Genomic DNA, 20,723 nt, shown 5'->3' on the forward strand with positions numbered 1-20,723 from the left:
TAATACTTCTTCGTAGTTTGGTTCTGAAGTGATCTCAGGTACCAATTGTTTGTAAACTACTTTACCATTTGTATCCACGATGAAGATTGCCCTTGCCAAAATACCTGTAAGGGGGCCTTCATCTATAAGAACACCATAAGAGATACCAAACCTTTTATTTCTGAAATCTGAGCCCACTGCGATATTAATACCCTCTGTGGTACAAAATCTTTTTGCAGCAAATGGTAGATCCATAGAGATGATGGTTGTATCGACATTTTCCAGTTTTGCCACTTCTTCGTTAAACTTTCTTGCTTCTGTAGCGCAAACTGGTGTGTCAAGAGATGGAACAGAAATCAGGAGTTGAACCTTATCCTTTTTCCCTCCTACAACCTTTTCTGACAGATCTGATAATACCACTTTACACTCTGGGGCAAAATCTCCCACAGAAATTGTTTCGCCGGTGAGCTTAACATCATTACCTTTTAATTTTACTGTGACCATTTTATCCTCCGTTTCATTTTAGTGACTGAGAAACTCTTTTTCGAAGATTTTACTAATATTATTGAAATCTTCATTTTTGTAAAGATCTAATGTGATAAATTCTTCACCAAACGTTTTTTTTATGAACGATGGGATATCTTTGTAGTTAAAAAATTTAATACAGTTTACAACTGGATCTCCATGAAGATGCCTTGTTTTTTTGCTAAACTTTTGGGGGATTATACTCATATTGATAAACTCGTTTATGAGGGTTTCCATGGGGGATAATGTATGAAATGAAAGGGTATCTATTTTCCCACAATTTTTTTCTGTAAAGGTACAAAGGGTGTTAATGAAAACCCTTAGATGGTTTATGGTATCAAGTTCATTTTGACTTATATAAATATTTACATCTTTATTTCTAAAGATGTTAAAAAGTCTTTGTTCATTTCTAAAGCTCAGCTTAACAAGTAATTCCAGAGGGATTCTATCTATTAGCTCATTTCTGCTTTTAAGGTTTAGGTTTTGATCTACTATGCCCAGTACCTTTAAACTGGCAATAGTTCTTAGTAAAGCGGTTAGTAATATTGAGTCAGGGTTGCTCAGGTTGTCCTTGATTATTAGCTCTGTAAGATCAGCGCTGATGTCTATAATAGGATTTTTTCCAACATTTATGAACTCCATAATTTTTATATCTTCTACAATATATCGGCAGTTTAGATGGTATAGTTTGCCAGAGGAACTAAAATAGCAATCAGAAAGATTATCTAAAGGTATGCTCAGAGCATTGTCTTTAATGTTAGAGACTAATCTAAAGAAAGATAAAAGATCTTTTGGGTGTTCATAAGGGGAAACAATTTCACAAAAAAGTCCATTTAAATCGATCTTGTGATACGTTATTAGATTTAACAGAATATCTCCAGCACCCATACGATCATCTGTGATGATCAATAACCGTTCAGCATTTTTTACACCTATTTTGTTGTATAAGAAATCAGCAAACTTTATATCATTTATAAAAGAGATGAGCTTTTCGGAGGTCTTAACAAACCCTTCTCCAGAGATATTATCGATACTAGGCGAATAGGTAAAATACTTGACTCCTTGAGGGTATTGGACAAGTATTACACCATCAACCGGATCGTAAGTTTCTTCGTTAGGTGACAAATCTTCGTTCTGTTTTAGCACTGAGACATTTTCCTGGGGTTTGTTTTCTTGATTAACCTCTTTTTTTCTGGGTGTTACTTTGATTACTTGGGGTTTTATGATATCTTCTAAGAGTGTATCTTGAGCTTTTGTGGGGTCAGTATTTTTTGCCGATTCTATCTCTTTTTTATCTAATGAGTCAGCTTTTTCTTCTGATTTAACACTGGGTTTTTTCTTTATCGAAACGATCTCTGTGTCCACATCGGGACTGCGGTAAAATTCTGTGGTGTCGACGAGGATGTCACTTTTTACTTCATATTGGCATGCTAATCTAAAACCTGCATCTATGCTTATGGGTGCAAGGATAATGTTGTCTTTTTTAGAGGGTTTGTTTATTGGTTTGCCATCTGCAGATACTATTCTCACTTTGCATTTGCCGCATTGACCACTACCTTTACAGAGTGAAGGTACAGCAATACCGTTTTGAACAAGGATTTCATAGAGATTGGTGCCTCCACGCACCTCTATCGTTATGTTGAGATTTTTTATTATTACCTTGTATTTTTTACCACCAAAAAACATCACTATAGTATCTGCCCTAAAAACTGTTTTAATCTATCGTTTTGAGGATTTGAAAATATCTCCTCCGGTTTACCCATTTCAACGATGTTTCCTTCATCCATAAATACGATTCGATCTGAAACCTCCCTTGCAAACCCCATTTCATGGGTTACAACTACCATTGTCATACCTTCTTTGGCTAACGTTTTCATAACATCCAACACTTCTCCAATCATTTCTGGGTCAAGTGCACTTGTGGGTTCATCAAAAAGCATTATCTTTGGTTTCATTGCAAGTGCTCTGGCTATGGCTACCCTTTGTTGTTGTCCGCCGGATAGCTGGGAGGGATAACTGCTACCCCTATCACCTAATCCTACTCTTTTTAAAAGTTGAAGAGCGATCTCTTCAGCTTCCTCTTTTTTCATCTTTTTTACCACCCTTGGTGCTAAAGTAATGTTTTCCAGTGCAGTTAGATGAGGGAAAAGATTGAATTGCTGGAATACCATCCCAACTTCTTCGCGGACTTTGTTTATATTTGTTTTGCTGTCGGTCAACTCTATGCCGTCAATTACGATCTTCCCACCATCGATGGTTTCAAGATGGTTTAATGTTCTTAAAAAAGTCGATTTACCAGAACCGCTGGGACCGATTATGACTACAACTTCACCTTGCATTATTTCTATGGAAACACCTCTGAGGGCTTTTACACCGTTTGCATAGGTTTTTATTACATTTTCTGCTTTAATGATAACTTTGTTTTCTCTAATCACTGGCGGCAAGTCTCCTTTCTAATACTTGTACTAAAAATGATAATCCAGATGTAAGTAGTAAGTACATCATAGCCACGACAAACCAGACTTCAAAAGGGCTAAAAGTGGTAGATACTATTTCTCTACCAGCTTTTGTAAGGTCTGTAATGGAGATCACTGAAACCAGAGATGAATCTTTGATAAGGGATATAAACTGTCCAGCCATGGGTGGCAATGTTCTTTTTAAAGCCTGTGGCAAGATTATGTATCTCATCGCTTGGAAGTAGTTCATCCCTAAGCTGCGGGATGCTTCCATCTGTCCTTTTGGTATCGATTGTATACCTGCTCTTACTATCTCAGCGATATAGGCACCAGCAAAGATGGCAAGGGCAGCTATACCTGATGTTATTCTATCAAGCTGGAAAACTGTTCCGATGAAGAAATAAAATATAAATATCTGCACCAGAAGTGGTGTGCCCCGTATAAGCTCTATGTAAGTTATTGCAAGCTTTTTTAGAGCAATGTTGGATGATATTCTACATAACCCTGTGATGATCCCTATAAAAATTGCAATTACGATGGATACAAAAGATATATAAAGGGTGTTCCAGAGCCCTTCGGTCAACGGTCCAATCTTATATACCTTTTTACTTGCTACGATATCACCTTCGTATACATCAGTACCATCTGTTAAGATACTGGTGTCGTACTCGGATATTTTTTTAACCTCTTTACCATCTTTACTTTTGATTACTATAGTCTTCCCTTCAAAGGTAAGGACACCTTCGAAAGGTGCCCTGATATCTACCTTTTCAGCACTTATGATATAAGATGGGACCCTTTCCCATCTCCATATATAATCAACTTTTTTCGTTGAATAGTATACAAAATACACTATAGAACCTAAAATAGCAATAAATACAATATTCCATAAAAAATTGTTTTTCTTTTGTCTAAGCATGTTTTATCTGTTTTTCTCCTATTGAACTTCTTTCAGCCAATCGGTTGATTTAAACCATTTGTTGTATATGGCTTCGTATCTACCATCACCTTTTATTATCATTAAAAAGTTATTAAGCCAATTCAGAAAGTCTGGATCACCTTTATTTATAGCCCAAGCAAGGGGTTCGTAGGTGAAAGGTTTGTCAAGGAAGACAAGCTTATCTTTATGCTGTGCATAAAAAATAGCATTGTAGGGTAGATCGTAAACAAAGGCATCAGCTTTGCCGTTTATTACTTCCATAGCAGCTTCCTGTTCAGTCTCGAAAAGTCTGAGCTTAGCCTTTGGCATCAATTTTTTTGTTGCAAAATCTGCAGTTACACCAAGTTTTGTTGTTATAGTGTATTTGGGATCGTTGAGGTCTTTATAGCTTTTAACCTTTCCAGCTAAGTCTTTTTTCAGCAGTATAGTTTGTCCTACAACTATGTATGGTTCTGAGAAATTGACCTGCATGTTTCTTTGGGGTGTAATAGTCATACCTGACATAATTATGTCAAATTTGTTAGTAAGTAATGCTGGGATAATGCCATCCCATGCTGTGTTGACCAGTGTCAACTTCACACCCAGCTCTTTTGCCATCTCTTTAGCAATATCCACATCAAAGCCTACTATGTTCCCCTTTTTATCTTTCATTTCAAAAGGCATATATCCAGCTTCTAAACCAACCCTAAGCTCTTTCTTTTTGATGATGGCATTGAGGGTAGATTTCTCCCAGATAGCCATATCTGCTGACATTGCAAAAGATACAAAAAATAAGCTGAATAACACTAAAAATAGCTTTTTCACAGCTACCTCCTTTTATTTAATATGATTTCCCTTCGTCTAAAAGCTCATTTATTACCATCTGGGTACCACATTCTGGACATTTCGGGATATCCTCTTTTGGAATATAAATTATCGAAAGATACCCACATTTGGGGCATTTAACTTCGATGGCCTCAATCCTTTCGTTATCATATTTCCCCATTGGTAACTCCTGCTTTTTGAGAAACTTTATTACAAATAAAATAACATTTCAAGTAAAACTTTACTAAGCTGGGTTTTACTATTAGGCTTCAGTTTTCCCGGACATGTACATGAAGCTACTGATGTCGTAGTTAGCAGACTTTAAGTCTGATACTGCGTTGTTTATATCGTTTTCATTGCCACTGATGCGGATTACTACATCCCTTTTTGATTGATCTTTTAGGAAAAAGGTAGCAAGGCTAATTATGTTTAGGTTGTGTTGCTTTATGATTTTAGCCATCTCTGCGATAGCTCCTGGTCTATCGTCTAGTATAATACTTATGCGGGCCCCAGGTATCCTCATCCCCATGGCTTCGACAAAAACATCAAAAACATCTATTGCCGTAATAACACCCAAAAGATCCCCCTTAGCATCTACAACGGGTAGTCCACCAATTCTTTTATCCCTGAGTATAAGGGCAGCTTTTTCTATAGGATCTTCAGGAGAGACTGTGATAACTTTTTTGGTCATTACATCTTTTACTGGGGTTTCCGCAAGAATGTTGTGCATTTCGTAAATGTCAAGGGTGCTGGCTTTCGAGGGTGAAAAGGTTTTTATATCTTTTTCTGTAATGATACCTAATAGCTTTTTCCCTTTAGCTACAGGAAGGCGTCTGATCTTATTTTCCCTCATAAGGTGCATTGCATCAAGGACGGTATCGTCGGGATCTATGGTGATAATATCTGTAGTCATCCAATCTTTGATAAGCATATCGAACCCCTTTTTATTCTTTTTTCCATTCTCTCTTATCTATAATCTCATTTTTTTCTATTTCGGATACTTTCGTCCCATTTACCCTTAGGCCAAATCTTCTTTTAAACTCCTCTATAGCATCTTCAGATGAAGTAGACATTTCTAATATTATTATATCACTTTTATCTGAAGGTTCAACTATAAGTCTGCCCTTTATACCAAGATGTGCACAAAACTCCTCAAACTGCCAATAATGGACAAAAACCCCTTTTACCTTTATAGAGCTATCAGCTCTTCCAAATACACCTTTTAACCTGGTACCCTCATAGCTAACGATATCTCCTGTGGCAAACCTTAAAAAAGGAAGGCGCTCATCCAAAAAGGTCAGTACCAGCTCACCATATTCTTCAAGATCGGTCTCATTGTTATCATTTGGTTCCAGATGCTCCACAAATAGAGCATCTGTATCCAATAACATATATTTTTTACCTCTTTCCTCAGTAGCAATTAAACCCACCTCTGCTATTCCGTAGCCTTGATAGGCCTCTATACCGAAACTATTGGCAATGTATTTTCTGTCTTCTTCTGTGATCTTTTCAGCGATAAGGTAAGCTTTCTTTAGTGTTTTTCTTTTTGTTTGTTCAGCTACTTTTAATAAAAAGGTTTTAGTGCCTATAAATGCAGTTGCACCAAAAGTATCGATGATCTCAGCAGCTTTAGCTGAGTCTGTTGGTCCTAAAGGGAAGATGGGTATCTCTAAAAATTTGCATGCCTCATCAAACATTTCACCCGCTGGCGTTAGAGTGTAACCAAAAGTGTTAACAACTATGTCAGAGCTATTAAATCCAGCATATCTTAGAGCTTTATAAAATCTGTAATGATGATACTCCTCTATTTTTACATTGTTAATAGGGCCTGGTGATTGAAATATCTTGATCGGCTTATCAGCTATCAAACCGCCAAAGGGAGGATTATTTCTCTGTATATTGGAGTAGTCAGATTTTCTTAAAATCGGCAGTTTTTTGTAGGAGTCGTAGCTGTCGATCTTAAAAATATCCGAATACCTTGATTTTAAAAACTCTGATAAGGCTTTGTTGTTGTCATATATTTTTTTTAATAACGTTAAAATATTGCTAAAATCGCCTATGAAAGCCATCTCTTTCTCCTTCTGTAGTGTTTCACGTCCCTGAAACTTTTTTTGTCTGATGAGATCCCAAGATAAAATTCCTTAACATCATCGTTTGACAGTAGGTAATTTCGGTCCCCTTCGAGAACAATCCTTCCGTTTTCCATTATATATCCTTGATGGGAGACAGATAGAGCCATGTTGGCGTTTTGCTCCACGAGTAGAATAGATGTCTTTTCCTTTTCGTTAAGTTGTTTTATAATCCGGAAAATCTCTTTTACCAGTAATGGGCTCAAACCCAGAGAAGGTTCATCCATGAGGATGAGCTTAGGTTTTGCCATGAGGGACCTGCCGATAGCTAACATCTGCTGTTCACCACCACTCATGTAGCCTGCAAGTTGCTTGCGCCTCTCTTTAAGCCTCGGAAAATATGTATAGACTTTTTCAATCCCCTCACTTATTTCACCCTTAGTTTTGGTATAGCCCCCAGCTATCAAGTTTTCCTCTACGGTTAGGTCTTTGAAAACTCTTCTACCTTCCATTACCTGGAAGATACCCATTTTGACTATTTCTGCGGCGTCCTTTTTATCGATCCTGGTCCCCATAAAGGTGATTTCTCCATCGGTAATATCACCGTTGTCAGGTCTTAGTAAGCCGGACACTGCTTTTAGAGTGGTCGTCTTGCCGGCACCGTTAGAGCCAAGAAGACAGACGATATTCCCCTCTTTTACTTCCAACGATAACCCCTTTAGTACTAAGATTACATCGTTGTAAACAACTTCTATATTTTTTATACTTAACATGCTACACCTATAACTCTGATAGTTTAAAAGATGAGGGGGGATACCCCTCAAATTTATTCAAGTGTTATTACACCGGTAACAGGTTTGATCTGCCCATTTTGTATCTGATAGATCTTCGCTGCTCTAACCCCTTTGTGGATCTCTTTTGTAAAGGTAACTGGAGGGGTTAAACCCATAGTGCTAAAATTTCTCATGGATTCAAGACTGTTTTTAATAGCTTCGCCTGTGATCTCACCTTTTATATTTTTAATAGCGTTAAGAATCACATACATAGAAGCAAAGCCTTGTACATAGTTTATCTCCCTTTCGGTTACATTGGGATGATACTTTTTGTTGATCTCCCTTAGAAGTTTTATCCCTTCTACATTTGTTTCATCCCAGAAGGCAAAAGGGCTTACACCATAAAAACCGTTTGCAGCGTCTCCAGCAAGTTTGATAAGTGGTTTGTCAAAGGTCCAATTAAGTCCAATAAATTTTGTAGTAAGACCATTCTTTTTAGCATCCTTAAGAATGGTGGATGTAGCCATGTAGGTTTGCTGCACTATCGCAAATTCTGCACCAGACTTTTTTAAATTTAACATCTGAGCAGTGGCATCCAATGCTTTCAAGTCTACCACCTGTTTATCTACCACCTGAATACCCAATTTTCTTGCTGCATTTTCACCATCAGGGAAGAATGGGGATCTCCCAAAACCTGTATCGTTATAAACAAAAGCTACGGTTTTCCCTTTGTTATCTTTTATAAACTGTAGTGCTGCTTCAGCTTGATCTGAATAGGATGCACCAACGAAAAAGTTATAAGGGGTTTTGGTTCCATCTGCTAAATGCTCTGAATAGGATGCGGAGATGTAAGGGATTTTATCCTGAGCTACAAACTTAGTCAACGCTTCTGTATCCCCTGTACCCCACCCTTGAATAGCTACAACACCTTTCATCTTAAAGTCTTTGTAAGCGGCAAGGGCGTTTGGGATTTTGTAGCCATAATCTACTTCAATGAGTTCTATTTTTTTACCGTTTATACCTCCTTGATCGTTGAACCACCTAACGCAGTCTCTAGCGCCATCAGCATAAGGTTTCCCAACATCTGCAGTACCACCAGAGAGGTCGAAAAGAGCACCAATTTTAATGGTGTCTGAGGCAAACAGACTAACGGCGACTGCTAAAAAAATAGATAAGAACAGCTTTTTCATAAACATCCTCCTATAAGTTTTTTTAATATGAAAATGGCCATAACTTCCAATATGCCTTTATTAAATTCCATCTCCTTGCTAACCCTTCTGGTTCAAAAAGTAAAAACAGAATTATAACAAGACCATAAAATGCTTCTCTTATTGCAGGGAAAATCTGTTTTAGCGATGGGAGAATGCCTGAGAAGAGATCTACCAGGTGTCTTAATACCTCAGGTAATACTATCATAAAAATTGTGCCAAAAATACTACCTAATATCGACCCAAGCCCACCTATGATAATCATGGATAGATATTGTATAGAAACAGCTATGGAGAAATGCTCCGGTGTTATGAATTGAACGTAATAAGCCCATAGTGCACCAGCAACACCAGCATAAAATGAGCTAATGGCAAAGGATAGGAGCTTGTATTTAAAAACATCCACCCCCATGGCTTCAGCAGCTATATAATTATCCCTAATGCTTACAAAGGCTCTACCGATTCTTGTTCTAACTATGTTCTTTGCTGCAGTTACCATAACAATGGTAAAAATAAGAGCAAAGAAATAGAATCTGAAATCATTGTTTATCTGTACTCCAAAAACCACTGGAGGGTTGACTGCCATACCACTGACGCCACCGGTAAACTTTTCTGCCCTAATAAAGATAAACTCAAGTATAAACTGGGCAGCAAGGGTTGCTATGGAAAGATAAAGATCTTTTAACCTCAAGGAGGGGGTTCCAAAGATAATGCCTACAATCGCAGTAAAAAGGGCAGCTAAGGGGATAGTGAAATAAAAGTTCAACCCGTAGTTTAAGGCGATATATCCTGTAGCAAAAGCCCCGACACCGATAAAAGCTCCATGCCCTAAAGAGATTAGACCTGTGAATCCTGTTAGAATATTTAGCCCCACAGCACCTATTGTGGATATCATGATCATATTCATGAGATAGAGAATGTAGCTATTTGAGAAGAAAGGCACTATAAAAAGCACTATTAAAAAACTGTATATAGATATTTTTGAGAAAAGGGTTTTATATATGGCTGCATCTTTTTCGTAACTGGTTTTAAAGTTTCCACAATTTACGTAATTCATACTTTCTCCACCTTAACAGTACCAAACAGTCCGTAGGGTTTTATCAAAAGTATTACGATCATTGCTATAAAGGGGAATACCTCTTTGGCACCTCCACCTATAATCGGATCTATATATCCTCCAATGATATTTTCCAGAACACCGATAATGATACCCCCAACTATAGCACCAATGATACTATCAAGTCCACCCAGTATTACTACAGGGAAGACTTTTAGTCCAAAGTGGGAAAGGCTTGTATTGATACCATTGATATTACCTAATAACACACCACCGACAGTGGATACAATGGCTGCAATTGCCCATGATAGGGCAAAGATCCTTCTAACATCTATACCCATAGATAGTGCAGCTTGTTGATCACTTGCTACTGCCCTCATGGCAACGCCTGTTTTTGTAGTTTTAAAGAAAAAAGTAAAAATAGCCAAAAAAATAGCTATCGATACAAGGGCAAAGATATAGACCGTGCTTATCTGGAGAAACCCTATTTTTACCGGCTCATGGGGGAAGATCTCTGGGAAGGTCCTTGTATCTGTCCCCCAGATTATCTGTACCAGAGATTTCAAAAGGGATGAGAGCCCAATAGTGAGCATGATGATGGAAATAATAGGTTCACCTATCATTTTTCTAAGAAAGATCTTTTCTATTAAAAAACCAAAGAAAAACATAAATATGAGTGTGATTAGGAAAGAAAACGCAAAAGGTATGCTATAGGAGACAGTAAGATGTAAACAGATATATGCTCCAACGAGCAGTAGCTCCCCCTGGGCAAAGTTAACAATACCTGTGGATTTGTATATTAGGGTAAAACCCAAAGCCACAAGGGAATATATACTACCTATGACAATACCTGCAATGATTATTTGACTAAAAAACTCCATAGCTACCTCAAATAACTCTCATTATTTTTATATTTGTCGTGAACGATTTTATCCTTCCATCCTGAAGCTTAATTGTTGCTGTAGTGGTAACATCTTTTGCGTCAGTATATAATGCTTCAAAAATATCAGCATATTTTTCGATGATGAAGCTTCTTCTTACTTTTCTTGTTCTTGTTAATTCACCATCGTCTGCATCTAATTCTTTGTATAATAATACAAACTTAGATACCCTGTGTTTTTCAATCAACTGTTCATTGACCTTTTTCACCTCTTTTAAGATTAGGTTATAGACTTCATCTTTTGCAGACAAATCGGTATAGGTAGTGTAGGGGATTTTGTTATCTTCGGCCCATTTTCCAGTGATCCCCATATCGATATTGAGTATAGCTGTGATATAGTCTTTTTTATCTCCAAGCACCACAGCCTCTTTTATAAAAGGGCTAAATTTCAACTTGTTTTCGATAAATTGGGGGGAAAACCTTGTTCCATCAGCCAGGTACATGAGATCCTTCATCCTATCTATAACCACCAATTTCCCACTTTCATCGAAGTAGCCGGCATCCCCAGAGTATAACCATCCATCTTTTACAGTCTCAGCGGTGGCTTTTTCATCCTTGTAGTATCCTACAAATACAGCATCACTCTTTGATATTATTTCCCCATCTTCTGTAATTTTTACTTCAGTACCCTCTATCGGCCTACCCACAGATGTAAAATCTATATCATCACCCCTGTGGATACAAGAGATCCCTGCAATCTCTGTCTGTCCATAAATCTGCTTTAGTTCTATGCCAAGTGCATGAAAAAACCTAAAGGTATCTGGACCTAAGGCAGCTCCTCCCGTCATGGCTGATCTCAGGTATGTAAAACCCAGTCTCTCCTTAAGTTTTCTAAATAGCATTATATAGGCGAAGGTATATTGAAGTTTTTGTAGAAGCGTAGGGCTTTTTTTCTGAAATTTTAGGTCTGCATATTTATACCCTATTGGTAGGCAGATATTGTATATAAACCTTTTAAATGGTGTGGAGTCCATGATTTTCATGTGGACAGTCGATGCTATATTTTCCCAAACTCTTGGGGGTGAGAAAATGATATGGGGGCCTATCTCTTTCATGTCCTCTTGTACTGTATTGTGACTTTCTGGGAAATTTACAGTAAAGGCGAATATTAAAGCACTTGCGATGCTCATCATCTGTTCTCCAATCCAGGGAAGGGGGAGAAAAGAAACAAACTCATCTGTATCGTATTTTGGATCTGCTTTTGCTAAGGAGGTGGCCATAAAGATGAGATTTTTATGGCTTAACATGGCTAATTTGGGGTATCCTGTTGTCCCAGATGTGGTGCACATTACGGCTATGTCGTTTTCATTGAGGTATTGGAGCTTGTTTTCAAAATATGCCTCAAAGGATGATTCTTTTATAAAACTAAGCATATCTGAAAAATAAACAAGCAGGTCATCATTATATTGATACATCCCCTTTTTATCGTAATATATGATCTTTTTGAGATTAGGGAACTTCTCCTTGTTTTCAATTATCTTATCGACCTGCTCCTGATCTTCAGCTACAGCTACTTTAGTTTCGGCTTTTGTAAGGATATATTCTACTTCTGAAGCTATAGAGTCTTGATATATACCTATAGGGTATGCTCCCAAAAGTTGCGCAGCAATTTCGGATATTACCCATTCTGGTTTATTATCGCCAATGATGGCTACAGTATCACCCTTTTTTAAGCCAAGTTGTTCAAAGTAGATCGCTGTTTTAACTACGTATTCAAAATAATCTTTCCATGTGTATTCTTTCCATATACCCAGATCTTTTTCCCTAAAAGCTACTTTTTTGTTGTGGTTTTTGTAGTTGTTATAGAAATAGTGTAGTAGGGTCATATCCATTTCTCCTCACCAAGGTATGCGGATAAGACCCGTTCATCTTTTGCTACATCTGCTGGCTTACCTTCGCATATCTTTTCTCCAAAATCGAGGGCAACAACCCTATGGGAAAGATCCATTACAACGTTCATATCATGTTCTATAAGTATTATCGTAATTCCCATCTCTTCGTTTATGTCTATTATGTATCTTGCCATATCTTCAGTTTCTTCTGTATTCATGCCAGCCATCGGTTCATCGAGCATGAGCAGCTTGGGCTCTAAGCATAGGGCTCTAGCTAACTCTATCCTTTTTTGTATACCGTAGGATAGCTCAAATACATGTTTTTTGCGCACTGAGGAGAGATCCAGAAAGTCAATAATCTCCTCGACAAACTCCCTGTGTTTCACCTCCTCCTTTAAAGCCTTACCAAAATAAAGAATAGAAGATAAAAGACCATATTTCATATATATATGTCTTGAGAGCATAAGATTATCCAGCACTGTCATCCCCTTGAATAATTCAAGGTTTTGAAAGGTTCTTACAAGTCCTAACCCCGCTCTTTTTTTAACAGGAAGGTTGGTTATATCTGTTCCATCGAAAAAGATGCTACCCCTTTTGGGTTTGTAGATCCCTGTGATTGTATTTAAAACACTTGTTTTACCTGCTCCATTTGGACCAATTATGGAGAAGATCTCCCCCTTGTTAACTTTAAAAGAGACCCCAGCAACCGCCATTATACCACCAAAACTTAGGTATATGTTTTTTACTTCGAGTAAATGAGACATATATCTCCTAAAAGTTAAATTTAGTGCATAATAAATAGTGGATTTCGTCTGTCAAGTCAAGAGGTAAATTTAGTAATATTAAAATTGTTTAAGGGAAGTTTTACCCAGAGATACCATAAAGCTCCAGTAATGAATCATAAGACGGCTGATCTCCTATCAACTTTTCATATTCATCTGCTAAGTTTATAGCTCCCCCTTTAGAAAAGAGTGTGTAGGCTATATTTACAGCATCAATTAACCCTTTTTTACCTTTTATGAAGAGATCGGAACTGAGAAGTTCTGCCCATTTGTAGCTATAATAACCTGCTGCGTAACCACCGGAGAAGATATGGGTAAACTGGTTTTGAAATTTTACATAGTCTGGCATCTCAACGGTTCCTAACTCTTTACGAATATTTTTTAAAATCTGATCAGTTTCCTCTGCGGTGTAGGAATCAAGGTGTATAAGCATATCAAAAAGAGCAAACTCAAGCTGTCTCCCCATTTGATAAGCGGCAAAAAATTGTCTCTCTTTTTTGATCTTATCTACGGTAAGACTATCGATCCCTTCGGAAGTGTAGAAATTTTTACCTATACTAAACAAAATGTCATCATCAAAGGCAAAGTTTTCAAGATACTGGGATGGAAACTCGACAACATCCCATTCAACCCCATTTATACCACTTAGAAAGTAGTCATCTGCTTCACTCAATAGGTGATGGAGGGCATGACCCATTTCATGGAAAAGTGTTTCCACATCAGAATGTTTTAGCAGAGAGGGGTTACCCTCTGAGGAAGGTGGAAAATTAGCAACAATGAAAACTCTTGGCAAAACAACAGTTCCATCTTCGTCACGATATCTGCTGTACCATTCGCTCATCCAGGCACCATCTTTTTTACCTAAACGAGCTTCCAGGTCAAAATACAGTTTACCCTTTAGTGCCCCATCTTTTAGTACATCATAGACCAAGACACCATCAGACCATACATCCGCTTTTGTCTCATTAAATGATATTAAAAATATATCTTTTACTGATTCGAGCATCCCTTTGACGGTGTTTTTTAGTTCAAAGAAGCGTTTGATTTCATCCTCTTTGATATTAAGTTCATCCCGCCTTAATTTTTCCATTAAATATGGTATATTATGGGGTTTTAATTCACCAAGCCCAAGTTGTATCGATTTTTGAGAGAGTCTTTCTATATCTTTAGTTAGAGGTTCTTTGACTTTGGCTATAAGTGTTTTTAAAAACTCTATGACTTTTTTGGGTTCTTTGGCTGTTTTGGTTACAAGAGACATTTCTGCGAAATTATTGTAGCCCAGTATCTTGGCTTTCTCATACCTCAGTTGTAGAATAGATGTGATAAGATTACTATTCTGGGGTGCCCTTTCGTAGTAGGCCCTAAACATCTTTTCCCTGAGTTGCTCATCCTCACAAAATCTTATAAATGTTGAATAAGATGGTGCAGTAAGGTTAAATACATATACCCCGTTTTTGAAGTATCTCTTTTTATCCTCTTCTGGCATCTCTCCTAATATCGTTTCCGATTCCACTGTTAGTTCGAATTTCATGTTATCATTTATTATGTTTTGAAAGAAATCGGTAGATAGTTTACTAAGGGATAAATTTATCTCCTTGATTCTTCCCCTTTTAAAATCATCAAGATGGACCCCCTCAAGCTCAAACTCAAGTTTTAGTTTATGAAGGGCCCTTTTTCTGACAACATCGGATTCTTTATTATACAAAGTTTTGACAATATCGTATAGTTCTACTGATTGATTGAGATCTGTAAAAAAAAGTGTCAGTAATTGGAGACAAAAATTATAAACATCTTGACTTTCACTGGTATTCTTTACAGCATTTATATGCGCTATTGGAGTGAAAAATTCGTTTATTTTTGCAATAGCAGATTGGTATGGGGTCATAAAGGTATCGTAGGTTTGACATCTTTTGAGATCTTCAATTTTTTCTTTAGTTTTTTCGATTAAAGTTGAAAACTGTTCTTTTTTACCCTTTAGATCCCAGATACTCATAACAATTACTCACAGATCTTTTTAATTTCATCAGCAGAAAGACCGATCTCTTTCATTTTTAATATTTTATCGACACTACACTTATTCTCGCCAATAGTATTGACATCTTTACTGTTTATTTTTGGATTTAAAATAGGTTCATCCTCTGTATCTACAGAAAAGATGGTAGATAAAGCAGAGGCAAGCTCTTCGGCTTCTTTTGGATTTTGAAGGATAAATCTTATAGCGCTCTTACAATCACTCTGGGAAAAAGGATCGAAGTTTATCTTCATGTTTAGATCAAAGATATTTGGTATTTTGTGGGTATAGCCATAGCAGTTTACAATGGCGGTACCCTTTTTGACAGAAACTATATAGTCACCACCTTTTTGGGTTAGTTCTACGTACCTATTTTTACCGCTAACAATGAAGTATCTTACATGGTATTTACTTAGCTCATCATTTTTCCAAATAAAAAGGATTCTACCCATTTTCAAATTTGGGATCGTTTTATAGTAAACATACCCTTTTTCATCAAACTGTTTTGATATATACTTTTCAATAATATTTAAAGCCTCTTTTTCACTAAGCTTTTGGTATGAAGGTAACGAAACCTCCTTTTTAGTGGCACATGAAATTAAAAAAATAACCATTAAGTATAAAAATATCTTTCTCATATGTTAACCTCCATATACAATTATAAATATCGATTGTATCATACCAAATAAAAAGCCTAAAATAAAGCCCAAAATATTTATCCATCTAAATTGGTCAGCCATAAAAGAGAAGAGAAGGCCCTCAATCTGGTAGAGATTAAGGCTGTTTACTTTATTTTCAACAATATCAGATAGTTTGATATTATCCAAAATATGTGTTATGTTTCTGTCTAAGATCTTATTTACTTCATCTATTATATTGTTTATTATCAATTCATAAGTCTCCTCAGAACTGTTTCTAAAAATCTTATCTATAGGGACATTGCTCATTATTTCACCTAATGTGGAGGATAGAAAATCTAAAAGCTTAAGTCCATTATCTCCAGCGAGACTTTTCTCCAATAAATACTTTAAATCTGTTTCTTTAAAAGGTATAATATCGGTTAGAGGTATGCTACTTTTATCGATGCTATCACCTATGATGACTTTTCTGATAAGGGCGGAAAAGTCATCGGAAGCAATCCATTGGGAAATGCTGTAAGCTATTATCTCTTTAAATGACTCTACTTTCGACCATTCAAGATTTTTTAATAGATCACTAATAGGGGTTATAAAAAGGGTTTTCAGATTGATAGAGATATTGCTATGTAAACTATTAAATGTTTTACTGTCATGAACAATATCTTCTATCAGTTTGGGGAGTTCATCATTTACTAAGTCAGATATTGTGTCTTCGTTGAGGAAAATGTTTAAAATTCCTAATTTGATATGATCGAAAAAGGAGTTGCCGAAGTGCCTATTTTTAAAGTTTATTATTTTATTTGTTATCGTGTATTTAAGATCTGAATCTTTGAATAATTCGGGGATCATCTGTTGGAGTTTTTTTGTTATCACATGGGCAAACTCGTTTGTAAACCTGCTTGCATCGTATCCGGTGATATCAGATATACTTTGGTTTGATCTAAGTAAGGAATCGATCAGCTCCTTTAGATGGGACTTAATTGTGTCTTTTTGCAACATATCTTTGGTGAATTTGTCAATAATAGCTGTTAGGGATTGAAGATCGATGGTGATGTTTTGGGTATGTTTTAAGATAATGGTAGCAAGCTTGTCGATGTAGATCTGTTTTATTTTTTGTTCTGATCCATCAAAGAGCAGACTTTCGAGTACCCTTTTAAGGGCTTTCTCTGGAGGAATATTTATTTTTCCAAGTAGCTCCCCTATGGTGGCGTTGTTTTCTAATGTTAAGGACCTGAATTCCCGTCTAACAAATTCAGCTAAGAGAAATTGAAAATTGTCGCTTTTTAGGCTTTTTATAATATCCTGTTCTGTTAATAATTCATTACCGACAAGTTTACCAATCTCTTTAGCGAGTTTACTTCTGTTTTTAGGGATAACTCCCTGCCAACCAAAGCTATACCACCTTTTTTTATGGGGTCTAAAGAGCATCTTTATTGCGAGATAGTTTGTAAAATATCCTACAAAACCTGCAAGAAATGGTGTTAGGAAAACGCTATAATGAAGCTGCAATAGCTATCCCTTCCCTTAATCCAAAATCACTTACCAAAAAGTAGTCTTTAGCAAATTTTTCGAGAAAAAATGCAAGCATAAGAGAACCAGGTATTATTAAGTCTTCCCTTCCTTTTTCTAAGCCTTTGATATGCTTTCTTTCTTCGAAGGTCAAGGAGGAGAGTGTTTTTATAAGTTGGTGTAAACGATCCTTTGTTATTATATAGCCATTTACCTTTTTGTAATCGTATACTTCCATTTGCATGTCGATGGCTGCTAAAGTGGTCGGGGTCCCGGCTGTGGCAATTATCTTGTTAAAGGGGATATCTATGGTAAAATCATTGAAAAAATTGTGTAGATAATTTGTTACTTCTTTGAGACATGTATCGCTGCAAACACCATGAAAGTTAAATGTATCAGATAGTTTAACCACGCCTATTTTAAAGCTTTTACAAAGAGCTACGTCTTTACCATCCCATAGGATAAACTCTGTTGATCCGCCACCGATATCTATGATAAGAGCCACTTCTTCTTTTAGATCAAAAGCGGCCATCACCCCCAAAGCGGTGAGTTTACCTTCATGTTCACCATCTATGATCTCGACATTGATACCCTCTTTTTCCAGTAGTGATACAAAATCCTGTCCATTTGGGGATTCCCTTACTGCACTCGTTGCACAGCACTTTATTTTATATGGGTTCCATTTGAGGGCCTCTTTATAACAAACTATTACAAAATCTGCTGTTCTTTTTATGGCAGCTTCAGATAGTTTTCCAGTGTTTATAAACCCCTCTCCAAGTCTTGTTACTGCTCTGTTCTGATGTAAAATAGATGTTAGTTTGCCATTTAAGATCTCAGCAACAATGAGCCTTACGGTGTTTGTACCTATATCTATACCAGCGGTGATCATCAATTTATTGTTTTAGAGTTATTGTTCATCCTTGATCTGATGAATTGCCAACCGTTTCTGACATGGACCTCAACCAATCGTTCCACTTCGTCCTGATCCCTTTTCTGAAAGGCCTCTATTATGCTATTGTGTTCTTCCAAAACCTTTTTTATCCTGCCTAACTCGGTAAAGGAGTATGCTGTCACCCTTTTGAACTGTTTGTTCAAACTTTCTATGAATTTTATTAAGCGGGAGTTATTGCTTCTTTCTATAAAGATGTTATGGAACTCAGAGTTGAGCTTGATAAGACTGACTACATTTTTTGATTCGGAATATTTAACCATTTTTTCATTGATCTCTATGAGTTTTTTAATATCTGTTTCAGAAAGGTTATCAACGGCAAGTTTCGCAGCAAGGGATTCCAGTTTTGTTTTTATCAGGAATATCTCATCCACATCTTTTGGGGTGATATTGGAAACTACGGCACCTCTTCTGGGAAATATATCTATAAAACCTTCGTTCTCGAGGAGCCTCAGGGCTTCTCTGATAGGTGTTCTGCTAATACCTAACATGGCAGAAAGTTTAGGTTCTGTGAGCCTTTCTCCGGGCTTTAGATTGCCTTTCATTATATATTCTCTTAATGTTTCTGCGATCTTTTCTGATAATGGGGTATTATCGATGTTTATATCTTTCATTTTTTGTCTCCATGAATTTTACTTCTCAGGTAATTCCATCCCTGTTCAATATGATGCCTGACCGCCTTTTCCACAGTCTCGGGATCTCTGTTTTTAAAGGCTGCGACAATCTGGTTATGCTCCTGATAGGCCTCTTTTACCCTATCTACCTTTGAAACCAAAAAGCTTCTAAACCTTTGAAAATTTTTGTTTAGACCCTCAAGAATCTCAATCAGTTTTTCATTTTTGGAACATCTTATGAATAGATTGTGAAAAGAGATATTGTACTTTAGGTATTCTTCAATAAGGTCTTCACCCCCTTTAAAAAAGGAGATAAATTTTTCATTCATAGATTTGAGTTTCTCAATATCCTTGTCATTGATATGAGCTACAGCCTGTCTGGCAGCTAAACCTTCAAGGTTTGCTTTTATGGCATAGAGGTTATCTATATCGTTTAGGGTAAGTTGCTTTACTACCGCACCTTTTCTGGGCACGATCTCAATGAACCCTTCGCTCTCAAGCTGCCTTAAGGCTTCCCTTATTGGTGTCCGACTGATACCGTAAATTTCGGCGAGTTTGGGCTCTATCAATCTTTCACCATCAGCAAAAACACCTTTTACAATATCACTTCTAATCTTATCAGCAATCTTTTCTCGCAACGGTTTGCTATCCAACAAAACATTGTTACTCACATATTCACCTAATAAAAATGTATTTTGTATACAGTATACTTTATTATATACAAATTATAATTATAGTCAATCGATTTTTATAAAAAAGAAAAAAAATAAATTTTGATAAAGTGAAGTTAAAGTTAATATGTAGATGATAAAAAATATAAACAAAATGAATGTATTATAAGGGTGGAGTTAAAATATGGAGGCGGCGGGAATCGAACCCGCGTCCGAAGAACTTTCTTCCAGAAGGCCTACATGCTTATCCTATGATTGGTTGTCCTCGGCTCTTTGCCCATAGGCAGGCATAAGCTTTGCAAGCCTTTTGAGTCTCGCCTGATATTTAAAGGCGTCATATCAGGCCAGCCTGTTTTGTGGCGCCCTTCTGACAGTCACAGGCAAACCATCAGAGGACGTCGCTGTCTTAAGCAGCAGCGAGAGCGTATTCGTCGTTTGCGTTTAATTTAGCCGGATTTTTACGAGATTCCGAACTCGGCATGCCCCTCTGGCTTACGGCTTCCCCGTCGAAACCTTTGCGCCCCCTAATGGGCAACATTTAATATATGATTTTTTATATTTTTGTAAAGAGGTGGTTTGGTACTAATATAACAAAAGAATTATTGTGCTGTAAGTGATAGTTTATGCCAACCTAAATGTTTTATATTCCTCTTACCACTATCAAACTCTATACCCACAAGGTATATATCCTTACCCATTGAAAGATATTTCTCATAATACCTTTTACCCTTTATCTGCTCCAACGCTCCACCCTCATCAACCTTAAACTCCATCACATACACTACATCTGGAAATATCAGCGTCAGATCTATCCTACCTTTATTAGTCACATCCTCTCCTATCACCTCCACACCCATACCCTTCATGTACGCATAAAACACTGACACATAATAACCCTCCCTCTCATACATCCGGTTATGCGTAAATAAATTATACGGAATTGATGAAAACAACGATAACAAACCG

General features: G+C 36.9%; 21 protein-coding genes and 1 other RNA gene. All 22 read right to left on the bottom strand.

Features of this window, described 5'->3' with window-relative positions; genetic code table 11:
• The coding region (gene tpx, locus N3C60_09970; GenBank protein MCX8085235.1) for a thiol peroxidase at positions 1-483 on the bottom strand (483 nt) is incomplete at its 3' end.
• 18 nt (positions 484-501) lie between these two features.
• Positions 502-2,190 (bottom strand): 2Fe-2S iron-sulfur cluster binding domain-containing protein, encoded by a 1,689-nt coding sequence (locus N3C60_09975; protein MCX8085236.1) that lies wholly within the window; start codon positions 2,188-2,190, stop codon positions 502-504.
• Between the two features lie 2 nt (positions 2,191-2,192).
• Entirely contained in the window at positions 2,193-2,918 is a 726-nt protein-coding gene (locus N3C60_09980; GenBank protein ID MCX8085237.1) for an amino acid ABC transporter ATP-binding protein, read from the bottom strand.
• Positions 2,919-2,931: 13 nt separating this feature from the next.
• Positions 2,932-3,879: an amino acid ABC transporter permease gene (locus N3C60_09985; protein MCX8085238.1), complete on the bottom strand. Its 948-nt coding sequence runs from the start codon at positions 3,877-3,879 to the stop codon at positions 2,932-2,934.
• An 18-nt stretch (positions 3,880-3,897) separates the two neighbouring features.
• A complete protein-coding gene (locus N3C60_09990; protein ID MCX8085239.1) occupies positions 3,898-4,704 on the bottom strand; it encodes a transporter substrate-binding domain-containing protein in 807 nt (268 codons plus the stop codon).
• A 16-nt stretch (positions 4,705-4,720) separates the two neighbouring features.
• Positions 4,721-4,885: a hypothetical protein gene (locus N3C60_09995; GenBank protein MCX8085240.1), complete on the bottom strand. Its 165-nt coding sequence runs from the start codon at positions 4,883-4,885 to the stop codon at positions 4,721-4,723.
• Positions 4,886-4,966: 81 nt separating this feature from the next.
• Positions 4,967-5,635: a CBS domain-containing protein gene (locus tag N3C60_10000; GenBank protein MCX8085241.1), complete on the bottom strand. Its 669-nt coding sequence runs from the start codon at positions 5,633-5,635 to the stop codon at positions 4,967-4,969.
• Positions 5,636-5,648: 13 nt separating this feature from the next.
• Complete coding sequence (locus N3C60_10005; GenBank protein ID MCX8085242.1) at positions 5,649-6,773, bottom strand: hypothetical protein; 1,125 nt, start codon at positions 6,771-6,773, stop codon at positions 5,649-5,651.
• The gene (locus N3C60_10010) at positions 6,761-7,546 is read right to left on the bottom strand and encodes an ABC transporter ATP-binding protein (protein ID MCX8085243.1); all 786 of its coding nucleotides are present in this window, start codon (positions 7,544-7,546) and stop codon (positions 6,761-6,763) included. Before N3C60_10010 ends, N3C60_10005 begins: the two co-directional genes overlap by 13 nt.
• Before the next feature lie 53 nt (positions 7,547-7,599).
• Positions 7,600-8,736 carry an ABC transporter substrate-binding protein gene (locus N3C60_10015; GenBank protein MCX8085244.1) on the bottom strand — a complete coding sequence of 379 codons (1,137 nt, stop codon included), beginning with the start codon at positions 8,734-8,736 and terminating at the stop codon, positions 7,600-7,602.
• Between the two features lie 22 nt (positions 8,737-8,758).
• Positions 8,759-9,811, bottom strand: a complete 1,053-nt coding sequence (locus N3C60_10020) for a branched-chain amino acid ABC transporter permease (protein ID MCX8085245.1) — start codon at positions 9,809-9,811, stop codon at positions 8,759-8,761.
• Positions 9,808-10,692, bottom strand: a complete 885-nt coding sequence (locus tag N3C60_10025; GenBank protein MCX8085246.1) for a branched-chain amino acid ABC transporter permease — start codon at positions 10,690-10,692, stop codon at positions 9,808-9,810. Before N3C60_10025 ends, N3C60_10020 begins: the two co-directional genes overlap by 4 nt.
• 7 nt (positions 10,693-10,699) lie before the next feature.
• Positions 10,700-12,577 carry an AMP-binding protein gene (locus N3C60_10030; GenBank protein ID MCX8085247.1) on the bottom strand — a complete coding sequence of 626 codons (1,878 nt, stop codon included), beginning with the start codon at positions 12,575-12,577 and terminating at the stop codon, positions 10,700-10,702.
• The gene (locus tag N3C60_10035) at positions 12,574-13,347 is read right to left on the bottom strand and encodes an ABC transporter ATP-binding protein (GenBank protein MCX8085248.1); all 774 of its coding nucleotides are present in this window, start codon (positions 13,345-13,347) and stop codon (positions 12,574-12,576) included. The genes N3C60_10030 and N3C60_10035 overlap by 4 nt, the downstream gene beginning before the upstream one ends.
• A gap of 100 nt (positions 13,348-13,447) precedes the next feature.
• Positions 13,448-15,358, bottom strand: coding sequence for a M3 family metallopeptidase (locus N3C60_10040; GenBank protein ID MCX8085249.1), 1,911 nt, complete (start codon positions 15,356-15,358; stop codon positions 13,448-13,450).
• Positions 15,359-15,363: 5 nt separating this feature from the next.
• Positions 15,364-16,014, bottom strand: coding sequence for a hypothetical protein (locus tag N3C60_10045; protein MCX8085250.1), 651 nt, complete (start codon positions 16,012-16,014; stop codon positions 15,364-15,366).
• 3 nt (positions 16,015-16,017) lie between these two features.
• Complete coding sequence (locus N3C60_10050) at positions 16,018-17,523, bottom strand: DUF445 family protein (protein MCX8085251.1); 1,506 nt, start codon at positions 17,521-17,523, stop codon at positions 16,018-16,020.
• A complete protein-coding gene (locus tag N3C60_10055; protein ID MCX8085252.1) occupies positions 17,507-18,412 on the bottom strand; it encodes a Ppx/GppA family phosphatase in 906 nt (301 codons plus the stop codon). The genes N3C60_10050 and N3C60_10055 overlap by 17 nt, the downstream gene beginning before the upstream one ends.
• A complete protein-coding gene (locus N3C60_10060) occupies positions 18,412-19,086 on the bottom strand; it encodes a GntR family transcriptional regulator (GenBank protein MCX8085253.1) in 675 nt (224 codons plus the stop codon). Before N3C60_10060 ends, N3C60_10055 begins: the two co-directional genes overlap by 1 nt.
• The gene (locus N3C60_10065; protein ID MCX8085254.1) at positions 19,083-19,757 is read right to left on the bottom strand and encodes a GntR family transcriptional regulator; all 675 of its coding nucleotides are present in this window, start codon (positions 19,755-19,757) and stop codon (positions 19,083-19,085) included. The genes N3C60_10060 and N3C60_10065 overlap by 4 nt, the downstream gene beginning before the upstream one ends.
• Positions 19,758-19,939: 182 nt before the next feature.
• Positions 19,940-20,282, bottom strand: a transfer-messenger RNA (tmRNA) gene (gene ssrA, locus N3C60_10070).
• Positions 20,283-20,356: 74 nt separating this feature from the next.
• The gene (locus N3C60_10075; GenBank protein MCX8085255.1) at positions 20,357-20,668 is read right to left on the bottom strand and encodes a PD-(D/E)XK nuclease domain-containing protein; all 312 of its coding nucleotides are present in this window, start codon (positions 20,666-20,668) and stop codon (positions 20,357-20,359) included.
• Positions 20,669-20,723 lie beyond the last annotated feature (55 nt).

It is taken from the genome of Calditerrivibrio sp. (assembly GCA_026415135.1).
Taxonomy (GTDB): domain Bacteria; phylum Chrysiogenota; class Deferribacteres; order Deferribacterales; family Calditerrivibrionaceae; genus Calditerrivibrio.

Excerpts from the sequence above, each read along its gene's own strand:
- N3C60_09975 (MCX8085236.1), bottom strand. The coding sequence starts at position 2,190 with ATGTTTTTTGGTGGTAAAAAATACAAGGTAATAATAAAAAATCTCAAC.
- N3C60_09985 (MCX8085238.1), bottom strand. The coding sequence starts at position 3,879 with ATGCTTAGACAAAAGAAAAACAATTTTTTATGGAATATTGTATTTATT.
- N3C60_09995 (MCX8085240.1), bottom strand. The coding sequence starts at position 4,885 with ATGGGGAAATATGATAACGAAAGGATTGAGGCCATCGAAGTTAAATGC.
- N3C60_10000 (MCX8085241.1), bottom strand. The coding sequence starts at position 5,635 with ATGCTTATCAAAGATTGGATGACTACAGATATTATCACCATAGATCCC.
- N3C60_10005 (MCX8085242.1), bottom strand. The coding sequence starts at position 6,773 with ATGGCTTTCATAGGCGATTTTAGCAATATTTTAACGTTATTAAAAAAA.
- N3C60_10010 (MCX8085243.1), bottom strand. The coding sequence starts at position 7,546 with ATGTTAAGTATAAAAAATATAGAAGTTGTTTACAACGATGTAATCTTA.
- N3C60_10015 (MCX8085244.1), bottom strand. The coding sequence starts at position 8,736 with ATGAAAAAGCTGTTCTTATCTATTTTTTTAGCAGTCGCCGTTAGTCTG.
- N3C60_10020 (MCX8085245.1), bottom strand. The coding sequence starts at position 9,811 with ATGAATTACGTAAATTGTGGAAACTTTAAAACCAGTTACGAAAAAGAT.
- N3C60_10025 (MCX8085246.1), bottom strand. The coding sequence starts at position 10,692 with ATGGAGTTTTTTAGTCAAATAATCATTGCAGGTATTGTCATAGGTAGT.
- N3C60_10030 (MCX8085247.1), bottom strand. The coding sequence starts at position 12,577 with ATGACCCTACTACACTATTTCTATAACAACTACAAAAACCACAACAAA.
- N3C60_10035 (MCX8085248.1), bottom strand. The coding sequence starts at position 13,347 with ATGTCTCATTTACTCGAAGTAAAAAACATATACCTAAGTTTTGGTGGT.
- N3C60_10040 (MCX8085249.1), bottom strand. The coding sequence starts at position 15,358 with ATGAGTATCTGGGATCTAAAGGGTAAAAAAGAACAGTTTTCAACTTTA.
- N3C60_10045 (MCX8085250.1), bottom strand. The coding sequence starts at position 16,014 with ATGAGAAAGATATTTTTATACTTAATGGTTATTTTTTTAATTTCATGT.
- N3C60_10055 (MCX8085252.1), bottom strand. The coding sequence starts at position 18,412 with ATGATCACCGCTGGTATAGATATAGGTACAAACACCGTAAGGCTCATT.
- N3C60_10060 (MCX8085253.1), bottom strand. The coding sequence starts at position 19,086 with ATGAAAGATATAAACATCGATAATACCCCATTATCAGAAAAGATCGCA.
- N3C60_10075 (MCX8085255.1), bottom strand. The coding sequence starts at position 20,668 with ATGTATGAGAGGGAGGGTTATTATGTGTCAGTGTTTTATGCGTACATG.